The 18118-nt window shown below is 72.1% G+C and carries 20 protein-coding genes; 13 read left to right on the top strand and 7 right to left on the bottom strand.

The annotated features are described in order from the left end of the window. Positions 1-17: 17 nt before the first annotated feature. The 7 genes from AB0M27_RS12720 to AB0M27_RS12690 all read left to right on the top strand — a co-directional run bounded on the left by AB0M27_RS12720 (position 18) and on the right by AB0M27_RS12690 (position 6322). Positions 18-782, top strand: a complete 765-nt coding sequence (locus AB0M27_RS12720) for a hypothetical protein (RefSeq protein ID WP_365720819.1) — start codon at positions 18-20, stop codon at positions 780-782. 171 nt (positions 783-953) lie between these two features. Then, on the top strand, positions 954-1373 hold the full coding sequence (locus tag AB0M27_RS12715; RefSeq protein WP_365720817.1) for a hypothetical protein: 420 nt from the start codon (positions 954-956) through the stop codon (positions 1371-1373). After that, a complete protein-coding gene (locus AB0M27_RS12710) occupies positions 1370-2692 on the top strand; it encodes a serine/threonine protein phosphatase (RefSeq protein ID WP_365720815.1) in 1323 nt (440 codons plus the stop codon). Before AB0M27_RS12715 ends, AB0M27_RS12710 begins: the two co-directional genes overlap by 4 nt. After that, the gene (locus AB0M27_RS12705; protein WP_365720813.1) at positions 2689-3906 is read left to right on the top strand and encodes a lipopolysaccharide kinase InaA family protein; all 1218 of its coding nucleotides are present in this window, start codon (positions 2689-2691) and stop codon (positions 3904-3906) included. The genes AB0M27_RS12710 and AB0M27_RS12705 overlap by 4 nt, the downstream gene beginning before the upstream one ends. 55 nt (positions 3907-3961) lie before the next feature. Beyond that, on the top strand, positions 3962-4666 hold the full coding sequence (locus AB0M27_RS12700) for a vWA domain-containing protein (RefSeq protein ID WP_365720811.1): 705 nt from the start codon (positions 3962-3964) through the stop codon (positions 4664-4666). Then, positions 4663-5088 (top strand): hypothetical protein, encoded by a 426-nt coding sequence (locus AB0M27_RS12695; RefSeq protein WP_365720809.1) that lies wholly within the window; start codon positions 4663-4665, stop codon positions 5086-5088. The genes AB0M27_RS12700 and AB0M27_RS12695 overlap by 4 nt, the downstream gene beginning before the upstream one ends. 775 nt (positions 5089-5863) lie before the next feature. Next, positions 5864-6322, top strand: coding sequence for a hypothetical protein (locus AB0M27_RS12690; protein WP_365720807.1), 459 nt, complete (start codon positions 5864-5866; stop codon positions 6320-6322). A gap of 1 nt (position 6323) precedes the next feature. Here the strand turns inward: AB0M27_RS12690 and AB0M27_RS12685 are convergent, their stop codons facing one another. From AB0M27_RS12685 to AB0M27_RS12675, 3 genes are all read right to left on the bottom strand, one after another. Further along, entirely contained in the window at positions 6324-6950 is a 627-nt protein-coding gene (locus AB0M27_RS12685) for a YigZ family protein (RefSeq protein ID WP_365720805.1), read from the bottom strand. A 156-nt stretch (positions 6951-7106) separates the two neighbouring features. Next, a complete protein-coding gene (locus AB0M27_RS12680; protein ID WP_365720803.1) occupies positions 7107-7646 on the bottom strand; it encodes a histidine phosphatase family protein in 540 nt (179 codons plus the stop codon). Further along, positions 7643-8641 (bottom strand): hypothetical protein, encoded by a 999-nt coding sequence (locus tag AB0M27_RS12675; protein WP_365720801.1) that lies wholly within the window; start codon positions 8639-8641, stop codon positions 7643-7645. Before AB0M27_RS12675 ends, AB0M27_RS12680 begins: the two co-directional genes overlap by 4 nt. A 107-nt stretch (positions 8642-8748) precedes the next feature. Here AB0M27_RS12675 and AB0M27_RS12670 point away from each other — a divergent pair, with 107 nt between their 5' ends. The 3 genes from AB0M27_RS12670 to AB0M27_RS12660 all read left to right on the top strand — a co-directional run bounded on the left by AB0M27_RS12670 (position 8749) and on the right by AB0M27_RS12660 (position 12302). Beyond that, positions 8749-9156 (top strand): CoA-binding protein, encoded by a 408-nt coding sequence (locus tag AB0M27_RS12670; RefSeq protein ID WP_365720799.1) that lies wholly within the window; start codon positions 8749-8751, stop codon positions 9154-9156. A 214-nt stretch (positions 9157-9370) separates the two neighbouring features. After that, positions 9371-11014, top strand: a complete 1644-nt coding sequence (locus AB0M27_RS12665) for an APC family permease (RefSeq protein WP_365720797.1) — start codon at positions 9371-9373, stop codon at positions 11012-11014. Between the two features lie 64 nt (positions 11015-11078). Further along, a complete protein-coding gene (locus tag AB0M27_RS12660) occupies positions 11079-12302 on the top strand; it encodes a 4-hydroxybenzoate 3-monooxygenase (RefSeq protein ID WP_365720795.1) in 1224 nt (407 codons plus the stop codon). Between the two features lie 139 nt (positions 12303-12441). Here AB0M27_RS12660 and AB0M27_RS12655 read toward each other — a convergent pair whose 3' ends face one another. Further along, the gene (locus AB0M27_RS12655) at positions 12442-12999 is read right to left on the bottom strand and encodes a YbaK/EbsC family protein (RefSeq protein WP_365720793.1); all 558 of its coding nucleotides are present in this window, start codon (positions 12997-12999) and stop codon (positions 12442-12444) included. A 32-nt stretch (positions 13000-13031) separates the two neighbouring features. Further along, complete coding sequence (locus AB0M27_RS12650; protein ID WP_351807939.1) at positions 13032-13604, bottom strand: XRE family transcriptional regulator; 573 nt, start codon at positions 13602-13604, stop codon at positions 13032-13034. A 107-nt stretch (positions 13605-13711) separates the two neighbouring features. On the opposite strand from AB0M27_RS12650, the gene AB0M27_RS12645 reads away from it, so the two are divergent. After that, on the top strand, positions 13712-14569 hold the full coding sequence (locus AB0M27_RS12645; RefSeq protein ID WP_365720791.1) for a DMT family transporter: 858 nt from the start codon (positions 13712-13714) through the stop codon (positions 14567-14569). Positions 14570-14650: 81 nt separating this feature from the next. Here the strand turns inward: AB0M27_RS12645 and AB0M27_RS12640 are convergent, their stop codons facing one another. Beyond that, positions 14651-15415, bottom strand: a complete 765-nt coding sequence (locus AB0M27_RS12640) for an acyltransferase (RefSeq protein WP_365720789.1) — start codon at positions 15413-15415, stop codon at positions 14651-14653. A gap of 108 nt (positions 15416-15523) precedes the next feature. On the opposite strand from AB0M27_RS12640, the gene AB0M27_RS12635 reads away from it, so the two are divergent. Beyond that, positions 15524-16051: a gamma carbonic anhydrase family protein gene (locus AB0M27_RS12635; protein WP_365720787.1), complete on the top strand. Its 528-nt coding sequence runs from the start codon at positions 15524-15526 to the stop codon at positions 16049-16051. 90 nt (positions 16052-16141) lie between these two features. Here AB0M27_RS12635 and AB0M27_RS12630 read toward each other — a convergent pair whose 3' ends face one another. Beyond that, positions 16142-16789: a DedA family protein gene (locus tag AB0M27_RS12630; protein WP_365720785.1), complete on the bottom strand. Its 648-nt coding sequence runs from the start codon at positions 16787-16789 to the stop codon at positions 16142-16144. A gap of 250 nt (positions 16790-17039) precedes the next feature. Between AB0M27_RS12630 and AB0M27_RS12625 the strand changes: the two genes are divergently transcribed. Continuing rightward, the gene (locus tag AB0M27_RS12625) at positions 17040-18101 is read left to right on the top strand and encodes a lysylphosphatidylglycerol synthase domain-containing protein (RefSeq protein ID WP_365720783.1); all 1062 of its coding nucleotides are present in this window, start codon (positions 17040-17042) and stop codon (positions 18099-18101) included. Positions 18102-18118: the final 17 nt, after the last annotated feature.

Raw genomic sequence — 18118 nt, 5'->3', positions numbered from 1 at the left:
AAAGGAGAGGGGGAGACATGGAGGAGCAGACCTACGACCCGGTTCTGAGCAGTGACGACGTGCCCAAGTGGCGGCTGGTGAACCCGCTGCGGCCGCCGGCTCCCGGCCGGGCCCTGGTCCTCGTCCGGGACAGCGGCCCGTCGCTGACGATCCGCAGCGGCGAGGAGATCCCCTCGTCGCGGTTCGGGACGTACCGCAGCGTGTTCACCGTCGACATGACCGAGCACCGGCTGATCCTGGACATCCCGCTGCTCAGCCGCGACCCCACCTTCTCGTTCCGCAGCCGCGTGGACCTCGTGTGCCGGGTCGCCGATCCCGCCCAGGTGGTCGCGCGCGGCATCCGCGACATGAGCGGCGCGCTCTACGGTTATCTGCGCAAGCAGCTGCAGTCGGTCGCCCGGGACTACGACATCGCCGAGTTCCACGAGACGGAGATGGCGCTCAACGCGGCCCTGGCCGGATTCAGCGGCGACGACGCGATCCGGCTGCGCAACATCCAGATCGAACTCCTCGTCGACGAGGACGAGATCGCTGGCAGCGGGCGCGAGTACCGGGACGTCGTGCGCGAGACCCGGCTGGAGAGCATGCGCCGCAGACGGCACCTGGACATGATCCGCGAGGAGGGCGTCGACGGGCTCATCGCCGGGATCATGGAGAAGGAGGGCCCGCGTGCCGCCCTCGCCTGGATCGAGAAGGGCGAGGCGGAGAAACGGGAGGTGCGGCGCGAGGTCATGCGCATGGTCCTGGAGCGCGGCGACGCGGACCGGGAGCCCTTCGAATAGGCGGAGCTGGAGCGCGCCGTACTGGAGGAGGTCCTGCGGGACGGCGACGGCCTGTTCGACACGGCCACACGGCGCGGGCGGCTGCGCGGCAGCCTCACCCGGGCGCTGGAGCCGGGCACCGGCGATCGCGACGCAGACCGGGGCGGGGAGCGCGAGCCGCTCAAGGGGGAGGTGCTGCGGGACCGGTACGGCGACGACGGCGACCGCGCCTCGGACGGTGCCCGCCCCCGGGAGGAGGAAGGCACGCTCCGCTCGCGGCTGACCGGCCCCGGCAGCCGTCGCCCCCGCCCGGAGAGGTCCGCGCGACCACCCGAAGACGAGCCGTTGCCCGGCGACGCCGGAGCACGGGCCGGCGACCGCAGGACGGAAGCAGGTCACCGCGACGCCCACCCGGCCGACCGCGATACGACGGATCGTCCCGGCTTCCGCGACCGCGCAGGCCGGTCCGACGGCGGCAGGGCCGGCTCCCACGCCGATGACGCCGGGACCGCGCGCCGTACGGACGACGCCGCGCCCAGGGTGAGCCGCGTGCGCGGTACCGCCAAGAAGAACCGCCCAGACGCATCCGGCAGTGACGGGGAGCGGCGATGACCGGCCACCAGGACGACACGGCGCGGCCCCCGGCCCCGGTCGGGCCGCCGGCGGAACGCCCACCCGCCCCGGGCCGCACACCGGCGGGGTACCCGGCCGCGCCGCCCGCGCCGGGGTCCCGGGCCACCGCCCAGCCCCCGCCCCCGGCCGCCCGTGCGCTCTCGCCGTCCGTGGCCGACGCACCGGAGGGCCCGCCGACCGGAGCCGGCGGCGGATCGGCCGGCCGGCCGGTGCCCCAGCGGATCTGGTGCGAGGACCTCGACCGGATGGGGCTGCTGGCGCTGTCCGTGTGGACCGAGCGGGTGCCGGGACGCGGCGAGGACGCGGAGCCGTTCGTCGCCCACCACATGGACAGTCACCAGGGGATGCTCGCGGTCTTCGACGGATCGGGCGGCGCCGGCGCGGCCCCCGTGTGGCAGGCGCCCGACGGGGAGACCCGCACCGGTGCCTGGGTCGGCGCGCGGGCGGCCCGGCTGGCCACGGACGTCTGGTTCCACGACGTCGCGGCGGACGGCGAACCGGCCACGCCGGAGACCCTGCGCGAGTATCTCCAGTTCTTCCTCGGCTACGCCCCGCAGCGCCGCAGCAAGATCAGCGGCACCATGCGCCGCCAACTGCCCACCACCCTCGCGGCCGTGCACTACCGCCTGGTGCGCCGTCACGACGAGCCGGAGCTGGAGCTGCGGCCGTTGTGGGCCGGTGACTCGCGCGCGTACGTGCTGCGCCCCCGCACGGGGCTGCAGGTGCTCACCCGCGACCACACCCGGGAGAGCGACGCGCTGGAGCTGCTGCGAACGGACCCGCCGATGACCAATCTGGTGTGCGCGGACCGGCAGTTCGAGATCGACGGCCAGCGGCTGACACATCCGTTCCCCTGTGTGCTGGTGGCCGCGACCGACGGGTGCTTCGGCTATGTGCACACCCCGGCCGACTTCGAGACGCTGCTGCTGCGCACCCTGCACCAGGCCGGCACGGCCGACGAGTGGGCGGACCTCATCCGGCGGGAGGTACAGACCTGCACCGCGGACGACGCCTCTCTCGCCGTCGTGGCACTCGGCTTCCACGGCTTCAAGGATCTGCGCGAGCAGTTCTCCGCACGTCTGGACGAGCTGAACGACCGATACGTCCGCACCCGGCCACGTGGCCTGGACCGGCTTCCGCCCGCCGGGAGCGAGGGGGCGGGGCTCGGCCCGGCGGCCACGCCGGAGGATCTCGCGGACCTGCCGGCCCGGGTCCGTACCTGGCAGGAGAGCACCTGGCACGCATACCGCCCCGGCTACGAGACCCACCTGCCTCCGGCACTCGAGGAGCACGCATGAAGAAGGGCGATGTCATCGGGGGCTACCGCATCATCAGCGAGCCCACGAACGCCAACGGCGGCAAATGCATGTGGGCGTTCGCCGAGAAAGGGGGCAGCCAGTACTTCGTCAAGCGGTTCCTGGAGCCCAAGCGGCCCCGTGACGACGCCGCCGACTCGCCGAGCGTACGGATCCGGCGCCAACTGGCCCGGGAATTCGAGGACCGGCACCGCACGATCACCGAGCGGCTGCGCCCGGACGCGCGAGGCGGCGGCAACCTGGTGCTGGCCACCGACTTCTTCCACGAGGGCAGCACCTACTACAAGGTCACCGAGCGGATCGACACCACCAGCCTGGAGAAGCCGCAGAGCCTGGAGCCCCGGAACAAGACGGTGCTGCTCAAGACCCTGGGCAACAGTCTGAAGCAGCTGCACGACATCGACATCGTGCACGGCGACCTCAAACCGCTGAACGTACTGGTGCAGAAGCGGGACGGCGCGGCGTTCCACACGGCGAAGCTGATCGACTTCGACGACTCGTACGTCTCGGGCAAGCCGCCGGAGCCCGACGACATCGCGGGCGACTCCGTCTACGGAGCCCCGGAGTGGCGCCGCTACATGCAGCGCGACGACTCGGTCGGCCCCCATCACCTGACCTGCGCGGTGGACGTCTTCGCGCTCGGGCTGATGACCCATCTGTACCTGACGGGCGAACTGCCGCACCACGACAAGCGCTACGGATCACCCGCCGACGCCGTCAACGCGGGCGAACACCTCGACCTGGACACCCGGCTGTCGGACGACATGCTCGGCCTGCTGCGCGCCATGACCGCCCGGGCGCCGGGCAGCCGGCCGCGGATCGCGACCTTCCTCAAGACGCTGTCCGACCCGAAGGTGTGCGCGCTGCGGCATCGTCGCCCGGGCACCGTCAAGGGCAAGTCCCCGGCGGGCAAGCCCGCTTCGGCGCCGGGAACCGCCAAGCCCTCGGGCGCGCGCACCAGCCGGATCAAGGCCAAGAACCTCACATCGACAGCGCGTCCGCGTGCCAAGACGCCCCTGCCGGAGCCGCCCCGTACACCCACCGACGCCGACAGACCCGCACCGTCCGCGGCGCCGGCGCCCCCCACGGCACCGGCGGCCCCCGCGACGCCGCCGGCCGCCGAGGCGCCCGCGGAACGCACCTCCCGCGTCCGCATCAACCTCGGCGACCGGCGCCCTCGCCCCGGCTCGTCCTGACCCCGGCGCCACCGGCAACCGACGTACCCCGCCCGTTCCACCCAGGAGACTCCGCATGAGCAACATCGAGCAGTACCAGGGGAATCTGCAGTACGCCGTCGACATCGTGCTGTGCGTCGACGCGACCGGCAGCATGTTCCCGGTCCTCGACAACGTGAAGGCCAGCGCGCTGCAGTTCCACGACCGGCTCAACGACGTGATGGCGAAGAAGGGCAAGGCGATCAGCCAGCTGCGGCTGAAGGTCATCGCCTTCCGCGACTTCGGCGACGACGCCTCGGACGCCATCCAGCAGACCGGGTTCCTCCGCCTGCCGGAACAGGCCCGCGACTTCGAGGAGTTCGTGCGCGGCATCGACGCCTCCGGCGGCGGCGACATCCCCGAGTCGGGTCTGGAGGCGCTCGCGCTCGCCATCAACTCGCCCTGGGAGCGGGGACTCGACCGCAGACGTCACGTCATCGTGATGTTCACCGACGCCCCGGCCCACCCGCTGGGCAAGCACGCCTCCGTGCCCTCGTATCCGGCAGGCGTCCCGCGCAGCCTGGACGAGTTGTTCGAGCAGTGGGGCTACGCGCGCAGCCAGACGGCGGTGATGGAACAGTCAGCGAAGCGGCTGGTGCTGTTCGCTCCCGACCAGGCGCCGTGGTCCGATCCGATCGCCGAGGAGTGGGACCTCACCCTGCACTTCGCGTCCAAGGCCGGTCAGGGTCTGGAGGAGTTCGAGATGGACGAGATCATCGAGACGATCGCGAACAGCCTGTGAAGCTGGACTGGCCCGAGTTCGAGCTGGAGTGCGACGACGCGGGCTACCTGACCTTCCACTGGCTCCGCTACGGCCGGTTCAGGTCCCATGTGCGCCACTGCTCCCAGCTGCGGTTGCTGCCGCAGGGCTCGGACGGGCTGTCCCAGTGGGTCTTCCATCTGCGCTTCCCCGAGGGGCCGACACCCGGACTCCTGGTGGTCCGGGTGGACGTCCCCGCGGACCGGCAGGAGGAGGCGCAGGAGTACACCGAGGTGCTGCGGCGGCGCTTCGGTGTCCTGGAGCAGGCGCCCGACGCCGCCGAGGAGGCCGGGCTGGAGCGGGTACCGCTCGACGCCCCGGAGTGGCTGGCCGCGCCCGCCTCCGGCACGTCGGAGGACCTGTTCGCCGCGGTGATGGCCCGCGTCGACAGCGACACGGGCTGACCGCGCACCCGGACGACCACGAGAAGGAGGGCAGCACGACGTGGCGGCACCGGCCAACTGGCGTTGCGCGGACTGCGACACGTTCAACGAACCCACGGAGGCGTCCTGCCCGACCTGTGGCGGGACCCGGCGTGACACCGCACCGCTTCCTCCCAGGTCCGGGCCGAAGCCGGGCGCGAAGCCGGAGCCGGGCGCGAAGCCGGCTGCGAAGAAGCCGGGATCCGGCGGGGGCGCCGCACGCCCCGCCGCCAAGCGGCCCGGTGGTGCGGGACGCCCGCCGGCCCCTTGGCGCTGCTCCGAGTGCGACACCAACAACGCGCGTACGGATCTGTCGTGCATCGCGTGCGGCACGTCCTGGAAAGCCGCACGCGGGAGCACCCCGAAGCCGCCGTCGTCCGGGGCCACGGCCGCCAAGAAGCCGACGCCCCGCAAGACACCGCCCAGGAAGAGCACACCCCGGAGCACGCCACCGTCATCCTCCACGCCCCGGACCGCGCCGCGCAGCACCCCCTCCACGTCCTCTTCGCCCTGGACCGCACCGCGCAGTACGCCCTCCTCCCCCTCGACGCCCCGGAGCACGCCGCGGACGTCACCTCCGGGCACGTCCGGTACGGCGGGCGGACGGGCCGGCGCGGCACCGGGCCCGTACCGGCCGCGCACCGAGGAAGGCGTCTTCTTCCCGTCGTCCGCCACCACCGGCTACCGGCCGGCCGCGCCGCATGGTCCGACCGTCCCGCCCCCGCGTCCCGCGCCCGTCTACACGCCGCCTCCCAAAGTGCGTTACACCCCGCCCGCCAGGAGTTCCAGGACCGGCGGCTGCCTGAGCGGCTGCATCGGGGTCTTCGTCGTGCTCTTCGTGCTCGGTCTGGTGGGGAAGGGCTGCGACAGCTCGTCCGGATCCAGCGGCTCGACGCACGCCGGTATCGCGCCGACCTGCCCGGACCGGATCGCCGCCGAGCTGCCGGGCGGCGGCGCCGAGCTGGTCGGGGCCTTCCGCACGAAGAACAAGCAGATCACCCTGTGCCGTACGACGTCGGGATCGCTGTATTACTACGGCGAGTTCAGCGACGGCCGGGAGAAAGGTATCGCCATGAAGGCGAAGACGACGGGCGGGGGCTACGAGGCCCGCAACGGCGAGTACCGTTACGTCATCCATGACGGCGTCGTCACGGTGTACCAGTCGGGCAGGCGCATCGGCCAGGAGGAGCTGACTCCGGAGCCGTCACCGTCCTGACTCACGCGTCGCCGTAGGCTTCCCCGCCCAGTTCGAAGCCCGCCGTGCCCGCCGTCGCGTCGGCGAGCCATGCGCGGAAGGCGTCCACGTCCGCGTCCGGCAGGCCGATCTCGATGGTGACCGCCTCGGCGTAGCGGACGTCCCGGACCTCGCGTCCGGTGGCGCGCAGGTCGTTGTGGACCTTGCCGGCGCGCTGGTGGTCGACGGTCACCGTGGCCAGCCGGAAGCGGCGCCTGGTGATCGTGCCGAGGGTGTCGAGGGCCTCGCCGACCGCGCCGCCGTAGGCCCGGATGAGTCCGCCGGCGCCGAGCTTGACGCCTCCGTAGTAGCGGGTGACGACCGCGACGACGTAGCGCATCTCACGGCGCAGCAGCATCTGCAGCATGGGGACGCCGGCGGTGCCGCCCGGTTCGCCGTCGTCGCTGGCCTTCTGCACGGAGGCGTCGGCGCCGATGACGTACGCCCAGCAGTTGTGGGTGGCGTCGGCGTGCTCCTTGCGCACGGAGGCGATGAAGTCCTGTGCCTCCTGCTCGGTGGCGGCCGGGGCGAGGGCGCACAGGAAGCGGGAGCGGTTGATCTCGATCTCGTGCACGCCCGCGCGGGCGACTGTGCGGTACTCGTCCTGCATCCCGCAAGCCTATGTGGTGACGGGGAGTGGGCGGCGACGGGCGCATGCCGGCGGTGGGGCCACGGGCAGCCGGGCACACGCGCGTACTCCGGTCGTCGCGGCCCGGGCAGGCGCACGCGCGCGTGGTGCTACTTCTTCTCGCCGTTCTACTTCCCGTTACTTCTTACCGCGCGCCACGATCAGCGAGGTCAGGAGGGCCGTTGCGGGGACGAGGGCGGGCCAGCCGTTGCCGTACCAGGACAGGACGGCGATCGCGGACGTCGGGAACTTCGTCCGCACCCGCTCCAGCGTGTCCTCGAGACCGTCCCGCGCCAGCTCCAGGACCAGCTCCTCGAGACCGGGGTTGTGGCCGACCAGCAGCAGCGTCTCGACCTCGGGCGGCGCCTCGCGGACCACCTCCAGGAGCTCCGGTACGCCGGCCGCGTACAACCGCCGGTCGTACCGCACCGGCGGCGGGGTGCCCCACTCGGCGGAGGCCAGTTCCCAGGTGCGGCGGGCGCGTACGGCCGGGGAGCACAGGGCGAGGTCGGGCAGGCAGTCGGCCTCGGCGAGGGCGCGGCCGGCGGCCGCGGCGTCGCGCAGGCCGCGCGGCGCGAGCGGCCTGCGGTGGTCCTCGACGCCCTCGGGCCAGGCGGACTTGGCGTGCCGCAGGAGCACCAGCCGGCGCAGCGGGCCCGTGCCCGCCCGCGCGGTCACGCCGGGCTCCCGAGGTCACGGGCGAGGTCGAGGGCCAGCAGACGGTCGGCGTAGACGTAGGTCTCGAAGCGGGCTCCGTCGGGCAGCTCCGGAGCGCTCTCCACGGACCGCAGCACCTCCAGCACTCCGGGCAGGCCGAGGTCGTCCTCCCACGCGGAACGCAGCCGCGCCCGCACCTCGTCCGGCACGGGCCGCGAGGGCTGCCGCGCCCACCGCGCCACCGCCCGCCGCCACCGCGCCAGCCGCCCGGCGGCCTCCTCCAGCACGCCGGAGTCCAGCCGCAGGGGCTCGCCGCGCGGGACGGAGAGCAGAGCCAGCCGTAGGGCACAGGGGTCGGAGAGACACGAAAGGAGGGCCGGGAGCGCGGGGTGGGCAGCGGGCTCGGGAGCGGGGCCGAGATCGGGTTCGCGAGCGGGGCCAGGAGCGGGCTCGGGAGCGGGGTCAGGCGCCGGCACCTCACCACGGTCGGCCACTCGGGCCGCAGACGATCCCGTGGCCCCCGCCGCAAACGAGCCGGCGATCCCCGCCCCTGACGAGCCCATCACCTGCGCCGAAGACGCATCCACTCCCCGCCCGCCCATCGGCTCCCCCGTCCACTCCACCGGTGCCACCCACACCACCGGCCCCCTGCCCGAGGCATCCGGGGTTTCGGACGTCACATGGAGCGTCTGCGCCTCGCCCAGGCCCGGTGTGAGGTCGTGGGCGTCCTCGAAGGGGCGAATGGACAGGGTGGTCGCGGCGGTGCGGAGTTCGGCGGGGCGGTGGGGTGCGGCGAGGGTCGCCCAGACCGGTGTGCCGCCCAGTTCCAGGGCGCGGACCAGAAGGTCGGCGGTGAGCAGCACGCGCAGCGCCGTCGGGTCGGGGCCACAGGCGTGGGCCTCGATGCGGGTCAGGCCGCGGCGGGCGGGCGCGGCGGGGACGGACTCACCGGTTCGGGCGTCGAGGATGCGCAGCACGGGCTGAGCGTAGGCGGCTGAACGGTCGTACGCAGGCATCTGGTGTCCATTCCGGACATGGTGGCGGGGTGGCGGGCCGGGAATCCGGACCCGCCGGGGTGCTGTTGCCCAGGGGAACAGTTTCCCGCAGCCCCGAGGAGGCCGCCGTGTACGGCGACGAAGCGACGATCCGCAGGATCCTGAACGAGCTGGGCGACACCTGGGCGGTCGTCGGCCTGTCCACCAACCGGAGCAGGGCCGCGTACGGGGTGGCGCAGGTGCTCCAGCGGTTCGGCAAGCGGATCGTGCCCGTGCATCCGAAGGCGGAGACCGTGCACGGCGAGCGGGCGTACGCCTCCCTCGCGGACATCCCCTTCGGGGTCGACGTGGTCGACGTCTTCGTCAACGGCGAGCTGGCCGGCGCGGTGGCCGACGAGGCCGTGACCAAGGGTGCACGGGCGGTGTGGTTCCAGCTCGGTGTCGTGGACGAGGCCGCCTACGAGCGGACCCGGGCGGCCGGTCTTGACATGGTCATGGACCGGTGCCCGGCGATCGAAATTCCCCTTCTGGGCTAACGAATCTCTCCTTCTACTCACAATTGGGCGCTGAATATTGACATTCCGACTAGGCACCTGACCTGTGACAACTCCGTGACCGAGTGTGGGCCCAAGACACCGGAGATCCCGGGTCAAATTTTGGTTAACACTCTTTTGCTCACTCGGTAAGCATCCCTAGCCTGTGGCCTCCTTGCTCGTTAACGATGCGTATAGATCTGAGAGGCCACTAGACATGGCGAAAGTCGACCAGGCTGCTACGCCGGTAGCCACAAGCGACTCCGGCGGCGGCCTGCGCCGAGATGTGGGACTCATCGGCCTGATGTGGGCCTCGGTGGGTTCCATCATCGGCTCCGGCTGGCTCTTCGGTGCCGAGAAGGCTGTCACCGCGGCCGGGCCCGCGGCGATCATCTCGTGGGTGATCGGCGCGGTGGCGATCGTGCTGCTCGCCCTCGTGCACGCCGAACTCGGCGGCATGTTCCCGGTGGCGGGTGGTACCGCCCGCTACCCGCACTACGCCTTCGGCGGCCTGGCCGGCATGTCCTTCGGCTGGTTCTCCTGGCTGCAGGCGGCGACGGTGGCCCCGATCGAGGTCGAAGCCATGATCGGCTACGCCAAGCACTGGCACTTCGCCGACGGCCTGCAGAACGCCAATGGCACGCTCACCACCAGCGGCATCATCGTCGCGGTGCTCCTCATGGCCGTGTTCGTCGCGGTCAACTTCCTCGGCGTCCGCGTGCTGGCGCACACCAACAGCGCCGCCACCTGGTGGAAGATCGCGGTCCCGCTCGCGGCGATCTTCGTCATCGCCATCGGCAACTTCCACCCGGGCAACTTCACCTCCGAGGGCTTCGCGCCGTTCGGCGCCAAGGGCGTCCTCACCGCGATCAGCTCCAGCGGCATCATCTTCGCGCTGCTCGGCTTCGAGCAGGCGATCCAGCTGGCCGGCGAGAGCCGCAACCCGAAGCGTGACCTGCCGCGTGCGACGCTCGGTTCGGTCGCGATCGGCGCCGTGATCTACGTCCTGCTCCAGGTCGTGTTCATCGCCGCTCTGCCGCACGCCGCCTTCGCCAAGGGCTGGGCGAACCTGGCCTACGCCGGCATCAGCGGCCCCTGGGCGGGTCTCGCCTCGCTGGTCGGCCTGGGCTGGCTGGCCTGGGTCCTGTACGCCGACGCGATCATCTCCCCCGGTGGCACCGGCCTGATCTACACCACCGCCACCTCCCGTATCTCCTACGGCCTGGCCAAGAACGGCTACGCTCCGAAGGTCTTCGCCAAGACGGACAAGCGCGGTGTGCCGTGGTTCGGCCTGGCGATGTCGTTCGTGACCGGCGTGATCTGCTTCCTGCCCTTCCCGAGCTGGCAGACGCTGGTCGGCTTCATCACCTCGGCGAGTGTGCTGATGTACGCGGGTGCTCCGCTGGCCTACGGCGTCTTCAAGGACCGGCTGCCGAACCACGACCGTCCGTACAAGCTGCCCTTCGGCAACCTCATCTCGCCGCTGTCGTTCGTGGTCGCCAACCTGATCATCTTCTGGTCCGGCTGGGACACCCTGTGGCGCCTGGGCTTCGCGATCCTGATCGGCTACGTGCTGCTCGGCTCCTACGCCTGGTACGCGATCCGCAAGGGCCTGCCCAACGCGCCGCGGCTGGACTTCAAGGCCGCGCAGTGGCTGCTCCCCTACCTGGCGGGCATCGGCGTGATCTCCTACCTGAGCACCTTCGGCGGTACCGGTGACCTGCCGCTGTGGTGGGACATCCTGGTCGTCGCCGTCTTCTCGCTCGGCATCTACTACTGGGCCAAGGCGACCGCCTCCAAGCCCGAGCAGATCGAGCGCGACATCGAGGACGTCGTCGTCACCGACGCCCCGGCGCACTGACCCCGCTCTCCCCTGGTGTCCCGTCGGCCGGATCCGGCTGACGGGACACCGTCATAATGCGGGGATGATCTCCCCTTCCCCCCACCTGGGCTCCGCGCCCGCGGAACGCCGTACGGTCGTCGTCGTGGGCGCCGGGCCAGCCGGGCTCACCATCGGCAGCATCCTGCGGGCCGCCTCCGTCGACTGTGTCGTCCTGGAGACCGAGAGCAGGCAGTTCATCGAGACCCGGCCGCGCGCCGGTGTCATCGAGGAATGGGCGGTGCGCGAACTCGCCCGACGCGGACTGTCCGAACGGCTCCTGGAGCGGGCCGAGTCGCACAGCGCCTGCGAGTTCCGCTTCGACGGCGAGCGGTACCGCTTCCCGTACGCCGACCTGACCGGCATCCATCACTATGTCTACCCGCAGCCGTTGCTGGTGACGGACCTGGTGCGGGAGTACGCCGACGTACGCCGCGGCGACATCCGCTTCGGCGTGCGCGACGTCACGGTGCACGACCTGGACTCGGACCGGCCGGCGGTGTCGTACCGGTGCCCGGAGACGGGTGAACGGCGGCTGCTGCACTGCGACTTCGTCGCGGGCTGCGACGGGGCGCGCGGGGTGACACGGGACGCCATACCCGCCCAGCGCAGGCGGATCGCGCGGCAGGACGACGGCATCGGTTGGCTGGCGCTGCTCGCGGAGGTCCCGCCGTCGACGGACTGCGTCCTGTTCGGCGTCCATCCGCGCGGTTTCGCCGGTCAGATGCCGCGCAGCCCGGAGCTGACCCGGTTCTACCTCCAGTGCCCGCCGGGCGACGATCCGGACAACTGGCCGTACGACAGGATATGGACCGAGTTGCGCGAGCGGCTCGGCGCGGCCGGAGCGCCCCCGCTCACCGAGGGCCGGTTGATCGAGAAACGCGTCCTGGACATGCACCACTATGTCGTCGAACCCCTCGCCCACGGGCGGCTGTTCCTGGCCGGGGACGCCGGTCATCTGGTCGCACCCATCGCCGCGAAGGGCATGAACCTCGCCCTGCACGACGCCTTCCTCCTCGGCGACGCGCTCACGGCATACGCGACGAAGGGCGACGGCAGCGGCCTGGACGGCTACTCGGCGGCGTGTCTGCGCCGGGTGTGGGACTACCAGGAGTTCTCGCAGTGGCTGTCGGACATCTATCACGGTGTCGCGTCCGGCGACCCGTTCCGCGCCGGCACCACACTGGCCCGACTGCGCCGCCTGTTCACCTCACCGACCGCGGCGGCGGCCTTCGCCGAACAGTACCTCGGCACGGCGACCGCCTACTGAATGCGTGCAGCAGGGCGAGGCGGTCGCGGGCGCGAGTGGGCTGGTGCCGGCAGACCTGTTCCAGCCGCGGCGTTCCCACGCCCGGTCTGGCCTGCGGATCTCTCCAAGGCCCGTGGAACAGATCTGCCAATCGCCGGCCTCAGGCGACCCCGAGGCCCTCCAGCACCTCCGCGCCCGGCAGGTCGGCGAGGGCCTTGCCGGGGACCAGCAGCTTGCCGCGCCGGCGGCCGCTGCCGACGAGGACGTAGGGCAGGTCGACCACGGCCGAGTCGATCAGCAGCGGCCAGCCGGCGGGCAGTCCGACCGGGGTGATGCCGCCGTACTCCATGCCGGTCTCGCCGGTCGCCGTCTCCATCGAGGCGAAGGAGGCCTTGCGGGCGCCGAGCCGGCGGCGGACGACGCCGTTGACGTCGGCCCGGGTCGTGGAGAGGACCACACACGCGGCGAGCGTGGTCTCGCCGCCCCGCTTGCCCGCGACGACCACACAGTTCGCCGACTGCTGCAGCAGGTCGCGGCCGTAGTGCTCCACGAAGACGGCCGTGTCGGCCCAGCGCGGGTCCGTCTCGACGTAGAGGACGCGGTCGGCGGGGATTGCGCCCTGCCAGTTGCGTACGGCGTCGGCGACCGGGGCGGTCAGCTCCTGCAGGCAGTCCGGGACGGGGGTGGCGGTGTCGAAGTCTCCGATGGGTGCGCGCATGGCCGCACGCTAACAGCCCGCCGGGGCGCGGTTCAGCGTACGGGCGGCACGGAGACGGCCATGACCATCTCCATCGGTACGTCGCCCTCGTTGCCGTAGGTGTGCGAGGTGCTCGCCTCGAACGTGGCGCTCGCGCCGGTCGGCACCAGGTGCTTCACGCCGTCCACGGTGAGGGTCAGCTCGCCGGCGGTGACATGGACGAGTTCCACCGTGCCCACCGGGTGCGGCTCGGACGGGCTCTGCTCGCCGGGCATCAGCCGCCAGTCCCACATCTCCAGCGGTCCGGGTGCTTCCGTGCCGGCGAGGAGGCGGTTGTAGCTGCCGGCGTCCGTGTGCCACAGCCGTACGGCCTGCTCGGCGGGGACGATGCGGACGGTGGGGCCCTGTTCGTAGTCGAGCAGGGTCGTGATGCTGATGCCGAGCGCGTCGCCAATCTTGACGACGGTGCCGATGCTGGGGTTCGTCCGAGCCTGCTCGATCTGGATGAGCATGCCGCGGCTGACGCCCGCGCGGGCGGCGAGCGCGTCCAGCGTGAAGCCGCGCTCCGTGCGCCAGCGCTTGACGTTGCGCGCCAGGGACTGGGTCAGCAGGTCGAGGTCCGACACATCACGTCCATCGATGAAGGTTCAATATAGAGGATGACAGAGTTCACTTGACTGAACTACGGTGGGGTGTACCCGCTTGTTCATCAAACTGTACTGCGAGGCCGACCGTGACAGCATTCTTCGCCCTGACCACCAGCCTCCTGTGGGGACTGGCCGACTTCGGCGGCGGACTGCTGACCCGGCGTACGCCCGCGCTGACGGTCGTGGTCGTCTCGCAGGCCATCGCCGCGACGGTCCTCGGCGCGATCGTGGTCGCGACCGGCGGATGGAGCGAGGCCGGGCCCCGCCTGTGGTTCGCGTTCGCCGCGGGGCTGGTCGGACCGATCGCCCTGTTCTCCTTCTACAAGGCCCTGGCGCTCGGCCCGATGGGGGTCGTCTCGCCGCTCGCCACGCTGAGTGTGGCCGTTCCGGTCGGCGTCGGCCTGTTCCTCGGCGAGCGTCCGGGACTGCTCCAGTTCGCGGGCATCGCGGTCGCCGTCACCGGGGTCGTCCTCGCGGGCGGTCCGCAGCTGCGCGGCGCCCCCGTACAGCGGCGGACGATCCTGCTCACGCTGGTCTCGGCACTGGGCTTCGGCACGGTATTCGCCCTGATCACGGAGGCCTCCACCACCGTCACGGGCCTGTTCCTCGCCCTGTTCGTCCAGCGGCTGACGAGCGTCGCGGTCGGCGGGGCCGCACTGGCCGTCTCCGTCCGGCGGGGCGGCCGGGCGGTACCGGAGGGTGGCTTCCCGTGGGCCTCGCTGCCCGCGCTGGCCTTCGTCGGGCTGGCCGACGTGGCCGCCAACGGCACCTACGCGGTCGCCGCCCAGCACGGCCCGGTCACCGTGGCGGCTGTCCTCGCCTCGCTGTATCCGGTGGTGACCGCGCTGGCCGCGCGCGGCTTCCTCAGCGAGCGGCTGCGGGCGATCCAGGCGGCAGGCGCGGGGCTGGCGCTGCTCGGCACACTGCTGCTGGCGACGGGCTGAGCCGGCCTGCGGTTCCCGGCCCGGCCAAGCCGACCCCCCGGTTCCGGCCTAGCCGGCATGCGACTTCCCGTTCCGGCCGGATCAGCCTTCGGTTTCCAGTTCCGCGAGCCGGGCCACCCCGTCCTCGTCCAGTTCCGCCAGCGCCCGCAACTGTTGCGGCGTCATCCCGTCCGGGATGGGCACCGGGGCGGGGGTCCTCAGCGGTGGCTGCCAGCCCCCCTCTGGTGTCCAGCGCCGTACGACCCGGGCGGGCGCCCCCGCCACCACGGCGTGGTCCGGCACCATGCCCCGTACGACCGCGCCGGCCGCGACGACCACGTTCCGGCCGATGCGTGCGCCCGGCAGGATCACCGCGCCGGTGCCGATCCAGCAGCCCGGGCCGATCTCCACCGGCTCCATGCGCGGCCACTGCCTGCCGATGGGCTGGTGGGGGTCGTCGTAGGAGTGGTTGGTGGAGGTGACGTAGACGTACGGGCCGAAGTAGCAGTCACTGCCGATGGTGACCGTCGTGTCCGCGATCACATGGCTGCCGCGGCCGAGGACCACGCCGTCGCCGATGCGCAGGATCGGGTCCGGGCCGAGGTCCAGGTCCGGCATCAGGCCGGCCGTCAGCGTGACCTGTTCGCCGATGATGCAGTGGGAGCCGAGGTGGATCCAGGGCTCGCCGAAGACGGTGCCGAGCGGGAAGGCGAGCCGGGTGGCTTCGCCGATCGCCCCGAAGCGCAGACGGCCGGGGTGGTCGGCGGTGACGGAGCCGGTGCGCTGAGCCCAGGCCCAGGCCGCGTGCACCACACGTTGGGCGAGACGGCGGCGCCAGGACGAGAACGTGTTCTTGGGCTTCGGCACGGGCTTACGTTACTCAGCGGTTGCCTTCGGCGAGAGGGTGGGCTGCTGTGATCTTTGCCCCACGCGGTGTCGTAGCGTGCGGGTACTTACGGATGCGAGGAGACGGTGATGACACAGCAGGCGCTGATCGTGGGCATAGGGGACAAGGAGCCCCAGGTCGATCCCGAGGCGTTCGTGGCGCCTACGGCTTCCGTGATCGGGGATGTCACGCTCCACGCGGGGGCCAGCGTCTGGTACGGGGCTGTGGTGCGCGGGGATGTCGAGAAGATCACCGTGGGAGCGCAGGCGAATGTGCAGGACAACGTCACCCTGCATGCGGATCCCGGGTTTCCGGTCTCTGTCGGGGAGCGGGTCTCCATCGGGCACAACGCGGTGGTGCACGGGGCGACCGTCGAGGACGACTGTCTGATCGGTATGGGGGCGACCGTGCTGAACGGGGCGGTGATCGGCGCCGGTTCGCTGGTGGCCGCTCAGGCGTTGGTCCCGCAGGGGATGGTGGTGCCTCCGGGGTCGTTGGTGGCCGGGGTGCCGGCCAAGGTGAGGCGGGAGCTCACGGAGGAGGAGCGGCAGGGGGTCACCCTCAACGGCACGGTGTATGCCGAGCTGGCCAAGACGCACAAGGATGTGCACCAGTAGGAGCGGTCGCGGTGCGGGTGTGTGGGGGTTGCTCGCGCCCGCGCGGCGGAGCCGGATATCGATACAGCCCCGCGCCCCTGCCGGGGCGCTTTACTCCCCGGCGCTTACGGGCTCTGCCTCTCGGTCCGCCCGCTGCTGGGCCTTCTTCGCCTTGCGCTTGATGATCAGCATGGTGGCGAGGCCGAGCACCACCGCCGCCCCCAGGCCCACGTAGGAGAACTTCTTCAGCCAGCCCTCGGCGACCACACCGACGTAGTAGACGGCGGCCGTGGTGCCGCCCGCCCAGCAGATGCCGCCGAGGACGTTGGCGATCAGGAACTTCCAGTACGGCATGTGGAGGACGCCCGCGAGCGGGCCGGCGAAGATGCGCAGGAGGGCGATGAAGCGGCCGAAGAAGACGGCCCACATGCCCCACTTCTCGAACGACCGCTCGGCGGTGGCCACATGACCCTCGCTGAAGTGCCTCGGGAACTTCCCGCCCAGCCATGCCAGCAGCGGGCGGCCGCCCTTGCGGCCGATCGCGTAGCCGATGGAGTCGCCGATCACGGCGCCCGCGGTCGCGCACGCGCCGAGGACGACCGGGTTGACGCCCGAGTGCTGGGAGGACATCAGCGCCGCCGAGACCAGGATGATCTCTCCTGGAAGCGGGATGCCCAGGCTCTCCAGTCCGATCACCAGGGCCACCACGGCGTAGACGGCGGCCGCGGGCACCGTGTCGAGCCATTCCTGGACGTGCACCGCGGGATCCTCCCCTGTCGCTGTCCTTGCCTTCCGGGCCGCCGCATGTAAAGCGCGCCCCAAGGGAAGGCTACCTGGTCGGCGGTGAACGGCGGCTTGCGCGCACCCGCCCGGCGGCACCGTCCCGCCCTCGCGCCTTCGGTTTTCGGACATCCCCGTGTCACGCGGGAGGGGAAGGCTCCCCGCGGTATCGCCCGACCCGCCTCCCCCAGGTCCCCGCCGGGACCCGCTGCGGAAGGACGACGTCCCCGTGTCCTCACTGTCTCCGTCCCCCTCGCTCCCCTCCCCGCCGTGTCCCCGGACGGCGGATCCGCTCCCCGTCGACTCCGGTGCCCCTCCGGACACCGGTCCCGAATCCGTTCCCCGGCCCGCGTCCCCCCTCGCGGCCCGGCACATACGGCTGGCCCTCTGCCTGGCTCCCCTGCTGCTCGCCGCCGGCTGGGCCGTCGCCAACCGGCCGGTGATGTACGAGGGGGTCCGGCGGCTGGTCGCGGCCGACCCGGGGTGGCTGCTGGCCGGGGCCGGTTTCAGCTGCCTGAACTGTGTGGCGGCCGCGTGCGTCCGGCAGGGCGCCCTGCCCGACCGGGTGCCACCGGGGCTGCTGCTGGCCTCGCAGTTCGCCGCGGGTGCCGCCAACCACGCGCTGCCGGGCGGGCTCGGCGCCCATGCCGTCACGCTGCGCTTCCTGCGGAGCCAAGGGGTGCCGCCGGCCCGGGCCACCGCGTCGATCGGGCTGTACTCGCTGGCCAAGTCCGGCGCGAAGACGCTGGTGCTGCTGGCGTTCCTCGCGGCCTCGCCGGCCTGGCGGCGCCTCGGGGATCTGGTCCCGGACGGACGGCTGGTGATTCCGGTCGCCGTCGTCGTGGGCGGGGCCGTCGCGGTGGCCGGGGTGCTGATGACGGTCGTACGGCCGTTGCGGCGGCCGGTGACCGGGCTGCTGCGCACCGCCCTCGCCGATGCCCGGGAGGTGCACACGCGGCCCTCCCGCGTGGTCGCGCTGTGGGGCGGAGCGGTCGCGATGCCGCTGGTGCAGGGAACCGCCCTGGCCTGTGTCGGTGCCTCGCTCGGGCTGGGGCTGGCCTGGGAGCACGTGGTGCTCGCCTATCTCGCGGCGGGCACGGCCGTCGGGGCGGTGCCGGCGCCGGGCGGGTTCGCCGTCGACGCGGCGCTGGTGTGGACGCTGATCACCTTCGGTGCCACGCCGGCGGCGGCCACGGCGACGGTCATCGGCTACCGGGTGCTGACCGACTGGGTGCCACTGTTGCCGGGCACCCTGACGCTGTCCGCGCTGATCCGCGCCAAAGTGCTGTGAGCCCCGATCTGCCCGTC

Source organism: Streptomyces sp. NPDC052107, assembly GCF_040680215.1.
GTDB lineage: Bacteria > Actinomycetota > Actinomycetes > Streptomycetales > Streptomycetaceae > Streptomyces.
Note: the sequence above shows the minus strand (reverse complement) of the source record. Positions and strands in the feature narration are given on the sequence as shown.